Source organism: Yersinia proxima, assembly GCF_902170785.1.
GTDB lineage: Bacteria > Pseudomonadota > Gammaproteobacteria > Enterobacterales > Enterobacteriaceae > Yersinia > Yersinia proxima.
The window spans coordinates 52,187-69,189 of sequence record NZ_CABHYG010000013.1 but is presented as its reverse complement, the minus strand read 5'-3'; the positions used below and the strand labels follow the sequence as shown (position 1 = coordinate 69,189).

The window sequence follows — 17,003 nt, the reverse complement described above, 5'->3', positions numbered from 1 at the left end:
CTACTATTCTTCGTCAGTGACATTATTCGTTAATAAAAAATAACGAATGTGAGTGCCATAACAGCCAATCTTGTGGATGCTGCGTCAGAGATGTTTCAATCAATTCAGGCAATTTATTTTTCGCTTCCCGCGCACTAACTGCCGGATAAATATGTATTTTTATTTCTTTGTCGTAATACAGATAATAAAAAACCACCTGCGCTGACAATGCTCTGGCAAGGCGAATGATGCCGCTGTGTAAATTGGCTGGGCGGTTAAACAGTTGGCAGGCCATTTTTGCTGTTTCTGCTGGCTGATTATTAACGGTGTAGTCCGGCGTAATATCCGGAAAAATCATAATATTTCGCTTGTGCTCGGCCGCTTCCATGATGGCATCCATCAGGTTACCGGCGATGGCACGGCTATCAGCATGGATGGAACAATAGGAAATATTTACACCACCCATCTGCCGCGCCTGCTCTTCATAAGCCTCCGCGCTGGCAGAAACGACTACGGTCGCCTGACCCGGATAAACATTCGCACCCACCATGCCAGCCAGCACATCTGACACCATATGTAATGGTGCCAAAATCACCGGAGAACCAGCCTCATGCAGCGCACTAACCTGACGGTCTAACTGCTTGGTACAGGCTGCTAACTGGGCTAAAACTTGCCGGTTTTGGCCATAAGTTGCCGCCAGTTCCAACACCTGACGGCGCTGTGCAGTACCAATAAAATTCCGTGCTGATGGGCTATTGTGGTCATTGAGCAAACACTGGCTGTTGGCCGCAGCCACTTGCGCCAGATTCTTCTGGCGCCGTGAAGCCAAACCGAAAGCCCGGCGCAATGCACCGAGCATCAGCAAGAAACGATAATCACCGTGCCGTAACAGCCAGATTGCTATCTTGCCCTGCCCGCGAGCGAGCAAGCGCCCACCAAAAGCCAACTTATCGAGCTGGTTTCGCCAGGCAAAATAACCCCATACGGCTAACAGTCTCATTATTTCTCCAGCGCCTTATCGTGCTCGAGTAATGACAAGAGGTGGTCTGAGAATGCAGGGAATTCCCTGTCCTGCAACGCTATCCATTTTTTGCCAACAATAAAGGTCGGAGTCGCATCTATCTTGTAATGCGCAGTCACTGCCGTCATATAGGCGATTAACGCTTTAACTTCAGCTGATTGACTCACTTGCTGGTATAGCGCCACGTCTATATCGTTCGCTTTTAACCAGGTTTCGAGTTGCTGGCTATCAGTAAGATCAATGTTGTCTTCAAGTACCGCTTTGTAAGCGCTCTGGCGATGTTGCGGTTCAATACCCATAACGGATAAAGTGGCGAAAATAGGTGCGAAACGCCCTAAGCCAGTAGTTTTATCACTGCTGATATGCAGGCGGATAAAACGCGTTCCTTCTGGCATGCGGTTCTCTAATTGGGTGACATTCTCTTCATTGATGGCGCAGTAATGGCAGCCATAAGAGAAGATCTCGATAATGCTGTTATCGTCTTTGATTGGGCTGTTTTCAATGTCACTGCTGCTGACAGAGAATAAACTTTCTTGTGCATCCTGATTGAGGACGAAATAGTGGAAATAGGCCGTTGTTATCAATGAAGATATAAGGATAACCAACAGTGTGTAGCCTATAAAGAATCCCTTACTTCTAAACATATTTTTTTGGGTAGACATATATTCAGTCCTATACCCTAAATAATTCGAGTTGCAGGAAGGCGGCAAGCGAGAGAGTCCCGATGAGCTTACTGTAGTAAGTGATTCGGGTGATTGAACGCAGCCAACGCATATGCAGCTTGAAGTATGACGGGTATATTCACAATCAGAGTTAAGGTAAGACATAAACAAAATCAAACGACATTTATGCCCGCGAAATAATCTATCTAACATTCAGTTAATGCGAAAATTCTTGAATTTAGACATCAATAACACATTAAAAAAAACAAATCAGGCAAGTACAGTAATACCTCCCGCACTTACCTGGGATATGATTAAATATCGATTAAAATTAACGAATACTTAATTAACGGCAGTTAGCAATGCTGCTAGGCGCAGAAGTTTGGCTTAATACTTTACCGTGTTTATCAGTACAAGTAGTAACTGCCATGCAAGTTGCAGTTGTACCGCTAGTCTGCCACTGGAAAGTATCTTTACATATTTGACCAGTACCGCCAACGATTGTATTTGCAACTGCCATGTTCATCTTTTTCATGAGAAAAATCCTTAAAATAAAAATAAAAAATTATAGCCTATTTATTTAATAGCCCATTGAAGTATGCGTTTTACTTTTAGGTAAAAAACAGCACCCAATTAATATAACGCAAGAGATTTATACTATATAAGCACAATGAATTACAACCAAAAATAGAATTTATTTTATTTTAAATAATACAATAAATAAACCCCACGAGTAACCCCTGCTATATATTATATAACAGTATAAAACTCAACTTATGAAAATAAAAACGACTAACTTTAACCGTTATTTAATATTCATAATAATCATGCACTCAGATAATGAATGCATATAACTTTGTATTTAGAGGTAAGACATAATAACAACTCCACTTCCGCTAAATGTTCCTGCGTCCGGCAATGCGAGCGCATGAAGTGTCGATTCAATTGGGAAAGAGGTATTACCGATGTTTGCAGTTACCGTGACACCATTGGATAAGTCTTGCCCTGATACTTTTAACGTGGACGTCAGATTGCCATTTTGTCCCATGTTGATGTTCTGTCCTCCCACCAAAGTTAACTTCACGGATGTTCTGACAGTACAGTTGATGGTCAGCGGTTCACTTTTTATTGCACCATCAACACTTTGCTGATTAAGTGAGCCATAGTTAATATAAACATCACCGGTAATATCGCAGGTTTCCGGAGTCGGAGGAACTGCACCACAATAGGAGCCAGGGATCAGATTGCCACTAAAGTTTAAATCCCCCACCCCTTGCCAATATAAAATGCCAAAACAGGTATTTGAAGAACTCAAAACCGGGGTCGTTGTGCTCCAACTTCCAGAAATACCGTTGCGACTGACAAACGCATCTCGCATGGTTTGCGCTGTTGCCCCTTGAGAAACAACCACTCGCGTTGATGCCGCACTTGGGTTAAGGCACCGCTCAGCTTCAAGGCTGGAGTAGTGACAGATAGCCACAGAGCAAGATGAGGATGTACAAAGTACGTTGGTCAATTCCTCACTCGGCCAAGAGAATGTTCCGGTATATTGGCCGCCTATTCGAGTTTGAGTCGAAACCCAGGCACTTGCCTGGCTATAAAGCGGGAATAAGAACAGCACGCAAGCGATTAGCCAGCAATATTTATAACTTAATTGCATATTAGGCTGTGTCATTCGTTTAGGTTCCATTGTCTCTATCTGCCTATCTGCATATTCACACTTAAGCGGCTGATAATAAATTTCAGTGTTGACATATGCGTATTTAAATAAATTAGTGAGTTACTCTCATTAATAATATTGCAGGTTAAATGTTGCAACTGCACTAAACTCACCACGCTTAATGGTACGTTGAGTTATCGCTTCCGGTTCACCCCGGACATAAGCCTTCAAAGTAATAATGTTATTACCCGTATCAAGTGCAATATCGTCACTCGATTGGTTTAGATACAACGGTTTTCCTGCCAAGGTTTCAAGACCAATGGCTATTCCCATATCACTACTGTCAACTGCCAACAATCCGGGTAAATTAACACTATCATTACCAGTAAAAATAATATTGGCGGTTGTACCTAAGCTGATATCACAATCTACCAAATGTATTTGGAACTGTTTTCCTAACGTCCGCTGATTTGAATACAAATATTTATCAACGACAGTGCCAAAATTTAAACTAATAGCGTCATCACCAGGGCGAATCGTACAAGGCTCAGCGACTAATGCGCCATGAAAACGCATATTGTCAGCAGCTAATACAGGTATAGTCCCAAAAAAACTCAAAATAATTATGCTTAAAATAGTGTGTCCACAACGCATCAGCAGATTTAAATTATTCATCATTTAGTCCTATTGATAATCCACTAATAATGTAGCGGTTGCTTCAAAGCGTCCTTCACTTAATGTTGCGCCAGCAGCCTTAACCGGCACGGCTTTAAGTACCGGTGGGTTATTTTTGTCATAAGCCACTCGAGTATTAAGCGCAAAAGGAATACCATTCTTCAGTATACGCACGCCCAGATCCTGAACATCGGTTTGTATCGCTGCGGGATCAAATGTCGTCACGGCAGCACTGACAATCGTTATACCTAATTCCAAGCTGCTACTGACTGTTTCGCACGTCATGCTATAAGGCACAGTCTGGGTATAATTGATGCCATCAATCTTGTTAACACCCAAATTTTCCCCGAAAGGCACATCTATTATGCTGCCGCCATTAATCACGCATGGGGCGGGGTTGATTAGTGTGCCCATGAACAGCATGTCATCCGCATATGCCAGTGAACTACTCAGTACCAGTACCGCTACAATGAAACAATGCGAAATCAGTGATCTGTTTTTCATTACTGATACTCCACAACCATGGTCGCTGTACCGTAAAAATTCCCTGCACTCAATGTTGCGCCAGTTTGTTTAACCGGTACTGCCTTCAACACAGGAACTGTCGGATAGGAAAAAGTGAACTCCGTATTCAGTGGCAATGTTTGTTCGTCGCGTATCAGTTTGATCCCCAGAGCTGAATTATTCGTGCTCAAAACACTGGTATCAAAATTGGCTCCGTTGCCTTTGATAGTCATTTTCAGTGCATTAGAAACTGCCGCAGTACAATTCAATGCATAAGTCACTGACTGCATATACTGAACACCATCAACCCGCGAAGTCAGAATATCGTTACCAAAATTGACAATGATTGTTCCGCTGTTGTTAATCACACAAGGTGGCGGATTAATTAATGTGCCGGAGAACAGCATGTTGTCTGCATAGGCAAACGTACTACCGAGAGCCAGTACCACCGCAACGGAACAGCGTGAAATCAGTGAATTAATTTTCATTTACTGGTACTCCACAACCAGGGTCGCTGTGCCGGAAAAATAGCCCGTACTCAACGTTGCATTTGTTTGCTTAATCGGCACTGCCTGCAATACCGGAACATTCGGATAGGTAAAGTTGGATGCTGTATTCAGTGGAAATGCCAGCCCATTACGTATCAACTTTATTCCCAGAGCAGAATGACTCGTTTTCAGGAGACTGGTATCAAAATTTGCCCCATTACCTATGATGCTTAATTTCAACGCATTAGAGGCGGCCGAAGTACAGTCCAACGTATAATTCACCGGCTGCATGTAGTTGGTGCCATTGATATCTGATGTCAGGACGGTATCGCCAAAATTGACGTTGATAGTGTTATTACCGTTAATCACACAAGGCGGTGCGGCAAAAATAGTGACCGAAACATTGACCGTCGCGGTCTTATTTAATGCCCATGCCGGGCTACTTAATAATGTTGCCGTCCCTACGATGGCGGTCATCCCAATCATGGCCAGCCGGGTCACTATTCCCTTACAATTAACAGCCATCCCATCTTCCTTCTTCATCATTCAGCCAGACATCCGCCCAGTCTTATTCTTATGCGTCGTAGCGGAATACGCTGTTACTTGATACTTTCCACCACAGAACACGTGCTACCCGTGCAGCCAAAGATCAATTTAGGGCGACCGCCGAAATCGTTGACATAGGTCAGCACTGGCTTGCTGCCTAATGCTGCAGCACTCACATCCAACATGCCCTGCGCTTTTGGTGCGATCATCAGCGGCTTGAAACCTGCTGCTGTTTTGCCGGTTTTGCTCTCACTGGCATCGACCAGCGTGATGTAATACGGCGTCGGGTTATTCACCTGATAGCGATCACCCTGACGAGTCAGCTGTAGCTTCTCCTGCCAGGGAGTCGACATATCGGCCTTTTGTGGCACGATCCCGGTTGGGCGATAGAAAAGTTTGATGCGCGTTTGTAAGGCAATCTGCAAAGTATTGGGCTTGTCCGAACGTGGTGGGATTTCACGCAGATTAAAATAGAACAAGGTTTCCCGGTCTTGCGCCAACTGATTTACCGCAGGCAAACTTTGTATTTTTAACTGGCTCATTGCGCCAGGTTCTACTCGCTGAACCGGTGGAACAACCGTCAACGGTGAATTGATTTTGTTACCCTGCTCATCTTCAATCCATCCCTGCGCCAGATAAGGTAGCTCCTTATTCTGGTTACTGATGTTCAAGCTCATCGACTTATCGCCACCATTGAGAATGGCCCGGGTTCTGTCCAGTGCAATCGCTGCTGTTGCTTGCTGAGTCATCAGTGCCGTCACCAAAATGGTGGTGATACGCAATTTGTTATTCAATTTCATTACTTTTTCCTTCGAATTAATGACTTTTTCTTTCGAATTAATGTTGTCAGAACCTGGTGTTACCAACGTTTTCGCTGATCTGAACGGGCAGTTACCTGCAGGTTCGTTACTAAATCTTTCTACTGTGATACCGGCGGTTTATCCCCCGCGGCTATTGGCTGGCAAGGCAACAGTAGATTCGCCAGTATTGCTGGAGAAAGAGCCTTCGGTAAGGTGATGCTGCATTGCGCCTGACCATTCCAGTTTACTAGCATAGTTTCACCGGCTTTGATCCCACTGAGATAAGTAGAACCATCATCGTTAACAATGCCGGTCTCTTGCTGATTTTCATTTAACACGGTGGCTCCAAATGGTGGAGATGTGCCGTCTGCCATCCGTATCATTGCCATCGCTTTTTCGCCGGAAATCACATTAAAGCGGCGATAACCAATAGCCCCTTCGGTCAGTGTGACCTGTGCTACGGTTCCTCTGGCTTCAACATCATCAGCCAGGTTATCAATATCTATACTGGCCCGATTGCGGTAGTAGCTATTCACATCACCGACCACCGCTTTACCAAACTGGTTAGTGCGTATCGATGAGCCATACCCCTGAACCGGAACACCAGATACACCTTGGGTATCCAGTAACAATCGGGTGCCGCCGAGGGTATTCACCCGATGTAGAGCACCGCCTTCAGCCGTGATAGTTGCGCCGCCCTGAATACCTAAACCAACGGAAGAGTATTGCCCCTCCTGATAACTGGCATTGGCGTTAATATCCGCACTATTCCCTATGTGGTTATAGTTACCACTGACTAACACGCCGCTACGTGCTACCCCGGTATTGATCTGGTAGTTGTTGTGAGCATCCAGACGATCGGTATAGCCCACTCGCTGACTATGCTCACGGCCACTCACCGTCGCGCTATAACTGATAGTTGCACTGTTACCAAATGGCATCGACATGGACAAATACACGCCATCGTCGTTACTTTCGTTATAGCGGTTACGGTAAGCCGAGAAGGTCAAACTGACATTCTTCACTTTACCGATATCAAAATAACGCGAGAGTGACAGGTTATAGCGGTCATTCGCTGAGCGATCCCAATACGTCTGATGGCTATAGTTCAGATATGCGCTCAGCCCCAAATCCTGAAATTGCTGATTGAAGCTAACGGTGTACATCTCTTTATTGCCACCCACGTCATTGTTGCGATAACGCGCGTCGAGATATTCACTCATGCTCATAAAGTTACGTTCAGAGAAGCGATAACCCGCAAACGTCACCTGACTACCTGTTTCCTGAAAGTTTTTCGAATAGTTGACTCGATAAGAACCGCCACTCAAAGTGCCTTGCTCGGGTAAAGTGGCCCATGATTGGGTCATATCAACCGACACCGCACCAAATTCCATCAAGTCACGGCCAATCCCCATAGATGCCGCTTGATATTCGTTTTCACCACTCATCGCGCCACCAAACAGTGACCAGCCACTGTTGATCCCCCAGGAGAATTCCCCGGTGCCAAACACTGGCCCTTCCGCCCGATGCCCGATATCCGAAGGCTTGCCGGCAGCGATACGGTAACGGACCATACCAGGGCGGGTCAGGTAAGGAATACTGGCAGTATTTACTTGAAATTGTTGAACTTGCCCATCAAGTTCCTCTACCCGCACATCCAGCGTACCAGAGACAAAACTGTTCAAGTTCTGAATGCGGAAAGGGCCGGCAGCAACCAGCGTTTCACTCAACACACGCCCTTGCTGGCTCACAATGACGCGTGCGTTAGTACGGGCAACGCCCGTAATTTCAGGAGCATAGCCACGTAAATTCGGCGGTAACATATTGTCATCCGTCGCCAGACTCGCGCCGTTAAAACGGAAGCTATCAAAGATGGACGAGTTCAGAAAATCTTCACCCAGCGTCAACTTGGCTCCCAGGCTCGGGATAGCACGATAAGCGTAATAACGACTCCAATCCCATTGACGCTCCGTCGATGAATCCGATGATTGGTCGACACTCATTTGCCAGTCAGCCCGGAATCGCCAGGCACCCAGGTTAGCGCCGGTGGTCCCGTTCCCGCTTAACGTATTGTTATTGGTATTGTTCGTTTCCTGACGGTTCAATTGCCCTAACAAATTGTAATCAAACAGCACACCGGGAATACCTTCCTCCCAGCGAGAAGGAGGATCCCAATCCGGTTCGCTGTATTCCAGCCAGGCTTGCGGCACACTCAAGTACAGCGATGACTTCGCCAAATCACCTTCCACGGTCAGGCCGGGTAAACTGCTAATATCCAGACACTCCCCATCACGCGACCAGGTCAGCTTTTTGAAGCTATCCTCTTTCAATGCCAACAACTCGATTAACTGGGGTGTTAAACACGCCTCACTTTTTTTTGCATCTTTTTCTGAGACGTAAAACACAATCGGCTGTTCGCTAAGCTCCTGTTTGTTCATGCTAACCAACAAGTTATAATTCCCAGGCATGATGTAGCCGCGTTGGGAGAACTGGCTCAGGTCAAAATTAGCGCGATCCTTGGTATCCAGCACATCGGTATTAAACTGAATGTCATCGTTGGCCAATACACCATAAGCACTGCCACTTAATGCAATCACAATCAAAATTCGCAATAAATCACGACGGGCAAAACCGGAGGTAATGGAACGAGCGGATACCATGAGATATGTCACCTTACTCATTGAAATCAGTAATAATCCAATTTGAAACGAACACTAGAATGATAAGTTCCAGCACGCAGCGTCTTGCCATTGCCCACTAGTCGCAGGGCATAATTGAGTTTCATCTCAGCAGGGATAATATTGATCTCCGGTGATACCACTCCAGGAGTCGAAATATTGCCTTTATCATCAATGATTTGCATTGCCACTCCCTCGGCTTCGCCATTAACCGCAAAATTATTACCGTCCGCAGTACCGTCAAATGTCACAACAAAATGCTGCTGGTTCGACTTATCTGGATCTGGGTGAACTATCGTGCAATCGAGCAAGCGGATCGCGAACGGATGTTCATCCCCGACTCCGTTCTGAACTAACTGACCGATAGGCAAAATCGCCATATCAATCGTCTGTTCCAAACTACCGGGGTCTATCGCACAAGCAGTATCAGTAATACTTCCTTCCATACTCACGCGGCCCCAATCTGTCTTTATGGGGTCTGCCATTACCGAGAAACTCAGCAATGACGCCATCAGTAAGGAAGGAGGCACTATTAAAAAAAATGACCTGGACATAAATCACCTAGCTCATCCAATACGTTTCTTTCTCAAGAGAAAAAGACATGCGGAAAAATCCGCATGTCCAATTAGAAAAGGTGACTTATTGGTAAGCCAGGGTGAAGTCAGCAACGCTTGAGAAGCTGCCTGGTTTGATAGCGTCAGATGCAGTGCTACCCTGCAGATAAGCAGAGAATGCCAGAGTGTTGTTACCAGTAACCAGAGTCTGCTGCTCAGTCGCAGTACCCAGAGTAACAACAGAACCAGTACCATCAACGATTGCAATACCAGCACCTTCAGCTACACCGGTGATACCCAGCAGGCCAGGTACTGCCGCTGATTCTGCACCGCCGAAAGTGGTGGTTACAGTTTTCAGAGTTGTGGTGTCACAGTTTTCCAATTTGATTTTGAAATCATGTGCAGATGATTTGCCGCCATTTTGCAGTGCCACGTTAGAGATCTGGCCCATTTCAACAGTCTGTGCATCTGAACCGGCTGCGATTGAGCAAGGTGCATCAATGATTGAACCGTTGAAAGTCACAGTACCTTGGCCTTGATCAGCCGCGTTAGCCATAGAAGCAAAACCTAATACCAGACCAGCAGCCAAGATAGTTTTATTCAGTTTCATTACGTGATTCCTTTATACACAATTAAAATTTTGCCCGCTGAATTACCTTAATAAAATCAAGGTAAATACCGCTTCGAAGTGGTTTGAAAAATATAAATTCATGCGATTTCTTATCGATTAAATACGAAGAAATAAACCGCCAACTGCCTAGAGCCATAAAGTTAAAATGGCGACATTGAAAAATGTCCACATCTTAATAAAACATTTAAATAACGATAGAGCCCTTTTTGTTCGACGCAGATAATACAAATATAACGTCGTAGTTCATAGTTATTTAATTCAAACAGTCAAAATTCAGAGTGTTTATCTTAATTGGCTAATTTAAAACAATAATATCGATAACTTTGATCGATAAACATTGCACCCTCGACATATAGCACTGTCAAAAAGAGCAAATCGACACATTAGATCGCTAAAAGTCGCTTTTTCGAAATTAATGATTGCTTATTCCATAAGTCAAATTATAATCGATATTAAATCCTTATCACTTTAACGCCAAAAGCAGAAAAAACTTAATAATATTACATTCAAACCTTTCTAACTCCTTGAGATACTCAAATGTTAGTCGGGTTTTTAGCATGTGAAAAATAAACTAACATATTGAAATTAATGAGATTTTATATTTAAATTCAAATAGTTGTTTGAAACATAATGCAATAGATTTTATTGTCCGCCGTGATTAAATAGAGTAATTGTTAGACTGGGTTTTTTCTTCTAATCGTTAAATTTACATTGACTCCTTTTAGCGAAAAAAATAAGAATTATAAAAACCATATAAAATAAATAAGATAAAAGATTATTGTTTGTATGAATAGTCTTTTTGTTTGTAGGAAATATCCCATTAATATGTGGGAAATATAAACCAAGAAATAAGAATGTAAGAAATTAAAAATAAGACATTCTTAAAATTTAAATCACATAAGGAATTATTCAATGAAACCTAATGATCAACGCAAAGAAGAAGTCATGGGTATATTGGAAGAAAAGTGTAATGCTCTGAAGGAACAGTTTATTGAATCACCTCCTCCTGTAATCAATTGGCCAAAAACAAGAGAGCTTGCAGATAAGGCACAGTTGGATATTTATACAGCAAGATTGGTATTAATGAAGTTGGTTGATGAAAATAGAGCCAAAATGTCAGATACCAAGGTGATGAACTCATTACGTTGGTTTATTGCTCATCCAGCTGAAAAATAAAGATAATTATTATTATTGAGTATTTATGGCTCAAGATACCGAATAGCTCGCTAACGAACGAACCGGTAAGGTCATATCATAAAGACAGCAACCAATTGAAAAAAATGAAATTATTATTTTCACCCTTAATAAAAATGACGCTTTCAGCGCGTAAAATTAACCTTATTATTTTGCTGCTCATGGCCGTTACATTTATCTCCATGCTGCACTATGAGCTCAATCGGGGTGGTGCCGGACTGCATCTTCCTCATAACATCATCATCTGGGTCATGATGGCGTTGCTGGTGATCGCACTCTATTGGCCGCAAAGTGAAGAGCATCAGGTGGTGAGTTCTCCGGGCAAGCTATGGCTGCTGATTGGCGCACTAATGATAACGCTTCCTGGATTGTGGCCGACATCATTGCAACATGTCGGTGCCTGGTTGCCACGCGTGCTCGGTTTGTGGGGAGGGATAGTACTGCTACTGGGGTTGTTTCGGCTGAAATTAAGCCCCGCAGCTCGGCAGGGATGGTTGCTGCTAATACTGTTATCAGTTTGGGGACAAGCCATACTGACCTCACTGCAATGGTTTGTTTTTACAGCGGATAATTGGATGGAGTTTGATCCTGCCCAACGTCCTTATGGCATCTTCCAACAAGTTAATGTTCTGGCTAGCTATTTAGCAACCGGCTATGCCATAGCAGCCTATCTATTTATGGTCTCGGGTAATCGTGCCATACAAAGCATAAGTACCCTTACGCTACTGGTTTTCCCCGGCATGTTATTGCTGTTGCAATCAAGGATTGGCTGGCTCGGAGGGGGAACAACCTTATTATTGCTTTCTCTCTATTACTGGCGTCAGCGAAAAATGGCTGGGTTGTGGCTATGTAGCCTGTTCAGCCTCTTGGTGGCTTCTTATCTGCTGGAGCAGGTGATAGGCGGCACGCTGGTATCTAAAGAGGGAAGTAACAAAGAACGTTGGTTAATACTCGAATACACCTGGCACATGATACGACAGCAACCGTGGCAAGGCTGGGGTTATGGTCGCTTTGAATCTGTCTTTGCCCACGCTCTGGCGCAAGCCGGTAAAGTACCGAATCACTTTTCTTACCCTTCTCATCCCCATAATGAAGTGCTTTATGGCTGGGCCGAAGGCGGTATTGTGGCGCTGGTAGGGATGGTGGTATTAGCTATCGGCTACATAAAACCGCTATTGATTCAGCCCAGGATAGTTTTTCCTCTCTGGGTGCTAACTTTACCCATTGCGTTACATCTGATGACCGAATTGCCTCTTTATCAATCTGTCGCACATTGGCTGGTACTGATTTTATTGGGCAGATTGATGGTTCCAGAACACATGTTGATATCAAGGCCTCTTCCCCAACCTCATTGGCGAAGCCGGCTGTATGGCATAATTGTGCTATCAGCCTTTTGCACCTTGCTATTTATGATAACGGGCTTCCACACAGGGCGAGTACTGACACTGAGTGAAAGAAGTGGTTTGGTTAACATGCAGCCGCTGGATAACCTGATAAACCCTTATATACAGTGGGAGAGATACCAATATATTCGACATATCAACCTGTTATTGCAATTTAACCACAACCCTGACCCAGTATTGCTGACCCAGTTCAGAGTATGGGGTGAGCAATACATTCAATTGCACAATGATCCTAATGTTTATCAAAGCCTTATTATGATTACCCAGTATCAGAACGATCTCGTCCTGGCTAATCACCTGCACCAAACAGCTCACGCACTGTTCCCAGATAATCCTGTTTTCCGATAATCCCATTTCAATCAGCGGATAATCACTGAATAGCCCCTTAATTCAGGGGCTAATCTGGTTAGTTTGCGAACCTTCTACAGCTTTTACCTATGTCAGTTTTCGGGCTGCTGGGCTAGTATATCGGCTGGAAAAAGGACTTAACTAGAAAACATAACCGCATGAATAATACTGACAAGCTAGATTCCCACACCCCGATGATGCAGCAGTATCTTCGGCTCAAGGCCCAACACCCTGAAATACTCCTGTTTTATCGGATGGGAGATTTTTATGAGTTGTTCTACAGTGATGCCAAGCGCGCATCACAATTGCTGGATATCTCACTGACAAAACGGGGGGCCTCCGCCGGTGAACCTATTCCTATGGCAGGTGTTCCCTATCATTCGATAGAAAACTATCTGGCAAAACTGGTTCAATTGGGTGAGTCAGCGGCTATCTGTGAGCAAATCGGTGATCCGGCCACCAGCAAAGGGCCGGTTGAACGTAAAGTCGTGCGAATCGTTACCCCCGGTACAGTGAGTGATGAGGCCTTGCTGCAAGAGCGGCAAGATAATCTTCTCGCCGCCATCTGGCAGGATGCACGCGGATTTGGTTACGCAACACTGGATATCAGTTCAGGCCGTTTTAGAGTCGCAGAACCCGCAGACCTCGAAACCATGGCTGCCGAGTTGCAACGCACCAATCCAGCTGAGTTACTTTATCCAGAAAACTTCGAGCAAATGTCGTTGATCGAACATCGACATGGCTTACGCCGCCGCCCATTGTGGGAGTTTGAGCTGGAAACAGCCAAACAGCAGTTAAACCTGCAATTCGGCACCCGAGATTTAATCGGTTTTGGTGTCGAACAAGCCCATCAGGCACTGCGGGCTGCGGGCTGCCTACTGCAATATGTCAAAGATACCCAGCGCACCTCCCTGCCCCATATTCGTGGCTTGACCATGGAGCGTCAGCAAGATGGCATTGTTATGGATGCTGCGACCCGTCGTAATCTTGAACTGACGCAGAATTTATCGGGTGGAACGGAAAACACGCTGGCCGCGATCCTCGATTGCACGGTAACCGCTATGGGCAGCCGCATGTTGAAACGCTGGCTGCATATGCCAATCCGTGACACCAAAGTGTTGACTGATCGCCAGCAAGCCATTGGCGGTCTGCAAGATATTACCGCTGAACTGCAAACACCACTGCGTCAGGTTGGAGATTTAGAACGTATCCTGGCACGACTGGCACTGCGAACCGCTCGCCCGAGAGATTTGGCAAGAATGCGGCATGCATTCCAACAACTACCTGAAATTCATCGTTTATTGCAGCCGGTGAATGTTCCCCATATACAGAATTTACTGTCACAAGTCGGCCAGTTTGATGAATTACAAGATTTACTGGAACGCGCAATTGTTGAAGCGCCGCCAGTATTGGTACGAGATGGCGGTGTCATCGCCCCTGGCTACAATGCAGAATTAGACGAATGGCGAGCGCTGGCTGATGGTGCCACCGATTATCTCGACCGGTTAGAAATCCGTGAACGCGAAAAGCTGGGGCTGGATACCCTAAAAGTCGGTTTTAATGGTGTCCATGGCTATTACATTCAGGTTAGCCGTGGTCAGAGCCATCTGGTGCCAATTCATTATGTTCGCAGACAAACATTGAAGAATGCCGAGCGCTACATCATTCCAGAGCTGAAAGAGTATGAAGATAAAGTTCTGACTTCGAAAGGCAAGGCTTTGGCGATTGAAAAAGGTTTGTACGAAGAAATTTTCGATCTGCTGCTGCCGCATTTACCTGAATTACAAACCAGCGCCAATGCTCTAGCCGAGCTTGATGTTTTGGCTAATCTGGCCGAAAGAGCCGAAACACTCAACTACAACTGCCCTGTACTGAGTGATAAACCGGGGATCAAAATTACTGGCGGCCGTCATCCGGTAGTGGAGCAGGTGCTCAGTGAGCCTTTTATTTCTAACCCGCTGACACTCTCACCTCAACGACGAATGCTGATCATTACTGGCCCGAATATGGGCGGTAAAAGTACCTATATGCGCCAAACCGCATTGATAGTCTTACTGGCACATATGGGCAGCTACGTTCCTGCAGACCAAGCCACCATTGGGCCAGTTGACCGCATCTTTACTCGAGTCGGTGCTGCTGACGACCTGGCATCCGGCCGCTCAACCTTTATGGTCGAAATGACAGAAACGGCCAATATTCTGCATAATGCCACCGAACAAAGTTTGGTATTAATGGATGAAATTGGTCGCGGCACATCAACCTATGATGGCTTGTCATTAGCCTGGGCCTGCGCTGAAAATCTGGCTAGCCGTATCAAAGCCATGACGCTATTTGCTACTCATTACTTTGAACTGACGACCCTGCCGGAAAAAATGGAGGGGGTGGTCAATGTTCATCTTGATGCATTGGAACATGGCGAAACTATCGCCTTTATGCACAGTGTGCAAGATGGTGCGGCGAGTAAAAGTTATGGTTTAGCTGTTGCAGCCTTGGCCGGTGTGCCACGTGATGTAATTAAGCGTGCGCGGCAAAAACTGAAAGAGCTGGAATCGTTGTCGAATAATGCAGCGGCAAGCAAGATTGATGGCTCGCAACTCACGTTGCTAAATGAAGAGGTATCGCCAGCAGTGGAAGCCTTAGAGGCATTGGACCCAGACTCACTATCACCACGCCAGGCGCTTGAGTGGATTTATCGCCTGAAAAATATGGTGTAACTCGGTTAGAGATTCATTGCAGCCATAAAAAAACGGTGAACTAATGTCCACCGTTTTTGTGTTTTCTTGTGATAACTCTATTTATACCCTAAATAATTCGTGTTACAGGAAAGCAGCAACCTGAAGTATAACGGATATCTTTATTCGCGGAACAATGCCTCGATGCTCAGTCCTTGCGCTTGCAGAATTTCCCGCAAACGACGTAACCCTTCAACCTGAATCTGGCGTACACGTTCACGTGTTAAACCAATTTCACGGCCAACATCTTCCAGCGTTGCAGCTTCATATCCTAACAAACCAAAACGACGGGCCAGAACTTCGCGCTGTTTTGCATTCAATTCAAACAGCCATTTAACGATACTTTGTTTCATATCGTCATCTTGCGTGGTGTCTTCTGGGCCATTTTCATTTTCGTCAGACAGAATATCTAACAAGGCTTTCTCTGAGTCGCCGCCTAAAGGCGTATCAACAGAAGTGATACGTTCGTTAAGGCGTAACATACGGCTCACGTCATCGACCGGCTTGTCGAGTTGCTCAGCAATCTCTTCTGCACTCGGTTCATGATCCAATTTATGAGAAAGTTCTCGTGCTGTACGCAAATAAACGTTTAATTCTTTAACGATATGGATGGGCAGGCGGATAGTACGGGTTTGGTTCATTATTGCCCGTTCAATCGTCTGACGTATCCACCAGGTGGCATAAGTGGAGAAACGGAAACCGCGCTCAGGATCGAACTTTTCCACTGCACGGATAAGACCGAGGTTACCCTCTTCAATCAAATCCAGCAGCGCTAAACCGCGATTACTGTAACGGCGGGCAATCTTCACTACCAGCCGCAAGTTACTTTCGATCATACGCCGACGTGAAGGCACATCTCCGCGCAATGCACGCCGGGCGAAATAAACCTCTTCTTCTGCAGTCAACAACGGCGAATAACCAATCTCACCAAGATAGAGCTGCGTCGCATCCAGCACTCGCTGGGTAACGCCTTGCGCCAACAGCTCATCTTCTGCTAACTCGCTTTCAGTAGGTTCATCTTCTACTAATGCTTTTTCGTCGAAAATTTCAGTTTCCGTACTGTTCTCATCAAAATCAGCATCTTCATGCAACTCGTTAACTTTCAGCGTATTTTGGCTCATATGCTGC

16 protein-coding genes are annotated in these 17,003 nt (G+C 45.2%); 3 read left to right on the top strand and 13 right to left on the bottom strand.

Features of this window, described 5'->3' with window-relative positions; genetic code table 11:
- Positions 1-22: 22 nt before the first annotated feature.
- From FTB31_RS11310 to FTB31_RS11255, 12 genes are all read right to left on the bottom strand, one after another.
- Complete coding sequence (locus FTB31_RS11310) at positions 23-979, bottom strand: lysophospholipid acyltransferase family protein (RefSeq protein ID WP_227719497.1); 957 nt, start codon at positions 977-979, stop codon at positions 23-25.
- Positions 979-1,605 (bottom strand): DsbA family protein, encoded by a 627-nt coding sequence (locus FTB31_RS11305; RefSeq protein ID WP_077174326.1) that lies wholly within the window; start codon positions 1,603-1,605, stop codon positions 979-981. Before FTB31_RS11305 ends, FTB31_RS11310 begins: the two co-directional genes overlap by 1 nt.
- Positions 1,606-2,008: 403 nt before the next feature.
- The gene (locus FTB31_RS11300; protein WP_227731385.1) at positions 2,009-2,197 is read right to left on the bottom strand and encodes a DUF4762 family protein; all 189 of its coding nucleotides are present in this window, start codon (positions 2,195-2,197) and stop codon (positions 2,009-2,011) included.
- Between the two features lie 327 nt (positions 2,198-2,524).
- A complete protein-coding gene (locus FTB31_RS11295; protein ID WP_175628012.1) occupies positions 2,525-3,337 on the bottom strand; it encodes an MrpH family fimbial adhesin in 813 nt (270 codons plus the stop codon).
- 114 nt (positions 3,338-3,451) lie between these two features.
- Positions 3,452-3,997 (bottom strand): fimbrial protein, encoded by a 546-nt coding sequence (locus FTB31_RS11290; RefSeq protein ID WP_227719789.1) that lies wholly within the window; start codon positions 3,995-3,997, stop codon positions 3,452-3,454.
- Between the two features lie 9 nt (positions 3,998-4,006).
- Entirely contained in the window at positions 4,007-4,501 is a 495-nt protein-coding gene (locus tag FTB31_RS11285; protein WP_077174189.1) for a fimbrial protein, read from the bottom strand.
- Positions 4,501-4,989: a fimbrial protein gene (locus FTB31_RS11280; protein ID WP_077174190.1), complete on the bottom strand. Its 489-nt coding sequence runs from the start codon at positions 4,987-4,989 to the stop codon at positions 4,501-4,503. The genes FTB31_RS11285 and FTB31_RS11280 overlap by 1 nt, the downstream gene beginning before the upstream one ends.
- On the bottom strand, positions 4,990-5,514 hold the full coding sequence (locus tag FTB31_RS11275; RefSeq protein ID WP_175628013.1) for a fimbrial protein: 525 nt from the start codon (positions 5,512-5,514) through the stop codon (positions 4,990-4,992). It abuts the gene before it with no gap.
- 74 nt (positions 5,515-5,588) lie between these two features.
- Positions 5,589-6,335, bottom strand: a complete 747-nt coding sequence (locus FTB31_RS11270) for a fimbria/pilus periplasmic chaperone (RefSeq protein ID WP_175628014.1) — start codon at positions 6,333-6,335, stop codon at positions 5,589-5,591.
- A 119-nt stretch (positions 6,336-6,454) separates the two neighbouring features.
- Positions 6,455-8,995 (bottom strand): outer membrane usher protein, encoded by a 2,541-nt coding sequence (locus FTB31_RS11265; RefSeq protein ID WP_175628015.1) that lies wholly within the window; start codon positions 8,993-8,995, stop codon positions 6,455-6,457.
- Between the two features lie 26 nt (positions 8,996-9,021).
- Positions 9,022-9,525: a fimbrial protein gene (locus FTB31_RS11260; protein WP_175628027.1), complete on the bottom strand. Its 504-nt coding sequence runs from the start codon at positions 9,523-9,525 to the stop codon at positions 9,022-9,024.
- 127 nt (positions 9,526-9,652) lie between these two features.
- On the bottom strand, positions 9,653-10,177 hold the full coding sequence (locus FTB31_RS11255) for a fimbrial protein (RefSeq protein ID WP_077174194.1): 525 nt from the start codon (positions 10,175-10,177) through the stop codon (positions 9,653-9,655).
- Between the two features lie 933 nt (positions 10,178-11,110).
- Here FTB31_RS11255 and FTB31_RS11250 point away from each other — a divergent pair.
- The 3 genes from FTB31_RS11250 to mutS all read left to right on the top strand — a co-directional run bounded on the left by FTB31_RS11250 (position 11,111) and on the right by mutS (position 15,857).
- A complete protein-coding gene (locus FTB31_RS11250) occupies positions 11,111-11,374 on the top strand; it encodes a faeA-like family protein (RefSeq protein WP_077174195.1) in 264 nt (87 codons plus the stop codon).
- A gap of 104 nt (positions 11,375-11,478) precedes the next feature.
- Positions 11,479-13,143: an O-antigen ligase-like protein WaaL-xs gene (gene waaL-xs, locus FTB31_RS11245; RefSeq protein ID WP_227720423.1), complete on the top strand. Its 1,665-nt coding sequence runs from the start codon at positions 11,479-11,481 to the stop codon at positions 13,141-13,143.
- Positions 13,144-13,301: 158 nt separating this feature from the next.
- Positions 13,302-15,857, top strand: coding sequence for a DNA mismatch repair protein MutS (gene mutS / locus FTB31_RS11240; protein ID WP_046051555.1), 2,556 nt, complete (start codon positions 13,302-13,304; stop codon positions 15,855-15,857).
- 140 nt (positions 15,858-15,997) lie between these two features.
- Here the strand turns inward: mutS and rpoS are convergent, their stop codons facing one another.
- The gene (gene rpoS / locus FTB31_RS11235; protein ID WP_005167303.1) at positions 15,998-16,996 is read right to left on the bottom strand and encodes an RNA polymerase sigma factor RpoS; all 999 of its coding nucleotides are present in this window, start codon (positions 16,994-16,996) and stop codon (positions 15,998-16,000) included.
- Positions 16,997-17,003 lie beyond the last annotated feature (7 nt).

Bases quoted from the DNA above. Each gene is read 5' to 3' on its own strand.
- FTB31_RS11285 (WP_077174189.1), bottom strand. From the start codon at position 4,501: ATGAAAAACAGATCACTGATTTCGCATTGTTTCATTGTAGCGGTACTG.
- FTB31_RS11265 (WP_175628015.1), bottom strand. From the start codon at position 8,995: ATGGTATCCGCTCGTTCCATTACCTCCGGTTTTGCCCGTCGTGATTTA.
- mutS (WP_046051555.1), top strand. From the start codon at position 13,302: ATGAATAATACTGACAAGCTAGATTCCCACACCCCGATGATGCAGCAG.
- FTB31_RS11310 (WP_227719497.1), bottom strand. From the start codon at position 979: ATGAGACTGTTAGCCGTATGGGGTTATTTTGCCTGGCGAAACCAGCTC.
- FTB31_RS11300 (WP_227731385.1), bottom strand. From the start codon at position 2,197: ATGAAAAAGATGAACATGGCAGTTGCAAATACAATCGTTGGCGGTACT.
- FTB31_RS11280 (WP_077174190.1), bottom strand. From the start codon at position 4,989: ATGAAAATTAATTCACTGATTTCACGCTGTTCCGTTGCGGTGGTACTG.
- FTB31_RS11275 (WP_175628013.1), bottom strand. From the start codon at position 5,514: ATGGCTGTTAATTGTAAGGGAATAGTGACCCGGCTGGCCATGATTGGG.
- FTB31_RS11255 (WP_077174194.1), bottom strand. From the start codon at position 10,177: ATGAAACTGAATAAAACTATCTTGGCTGCTGGTCTGGTATTAGGTTTT.
- FTB31_RS11270 (WP_175628014.1), bottom strand. From the start codon at position 6,335: ATGAAATTGAATAACAAATTGCGTATCACCACCATTTTGGTGACGGCA.
- waaL-xs (WP_227720423.1), top strand. From the start codon at position 11,479: ATGAAATTATTATTTTCACCCTTAATAAAAATGACGCTTTCAGCGCGT.
- FTB31_RS11290 (WP_227719789.1), bottom strand. From the start codon at position 3,997: ATGAATAATTTAAATCTGCTGATGCGTTGTGGACACACTATTTTAAGC.
- FTB31_RS11295 (WP_175628012.1), bottom strand. From the start codon at position 3,337: ATGACACAGCCTAATATGCAATTAAGTTATAAATATTGCTGGCTAATC.
- FTB31_RS11250 (WP_077174195.1), top strand. From the start codon at position 11,111: ATGAAACCTAATGATCAACGCAAAGAAGAAGTCATGGGTATATTGGAA.
- FTB31_RS11260 (WP_175628027.1), bottom strand. From the start codon at position 9,525: ATGGCGTCATTGCTGAGTTTCTCGGTAATGGCAGACCCCATAAAGACA.
- rpoS (WP_005167303.1), bottom strand. From the start codon at position 16,996: ATGAGCCAAAATACGCTGAAAGTTAACGAGTTGCATGAAGATGCTGAT.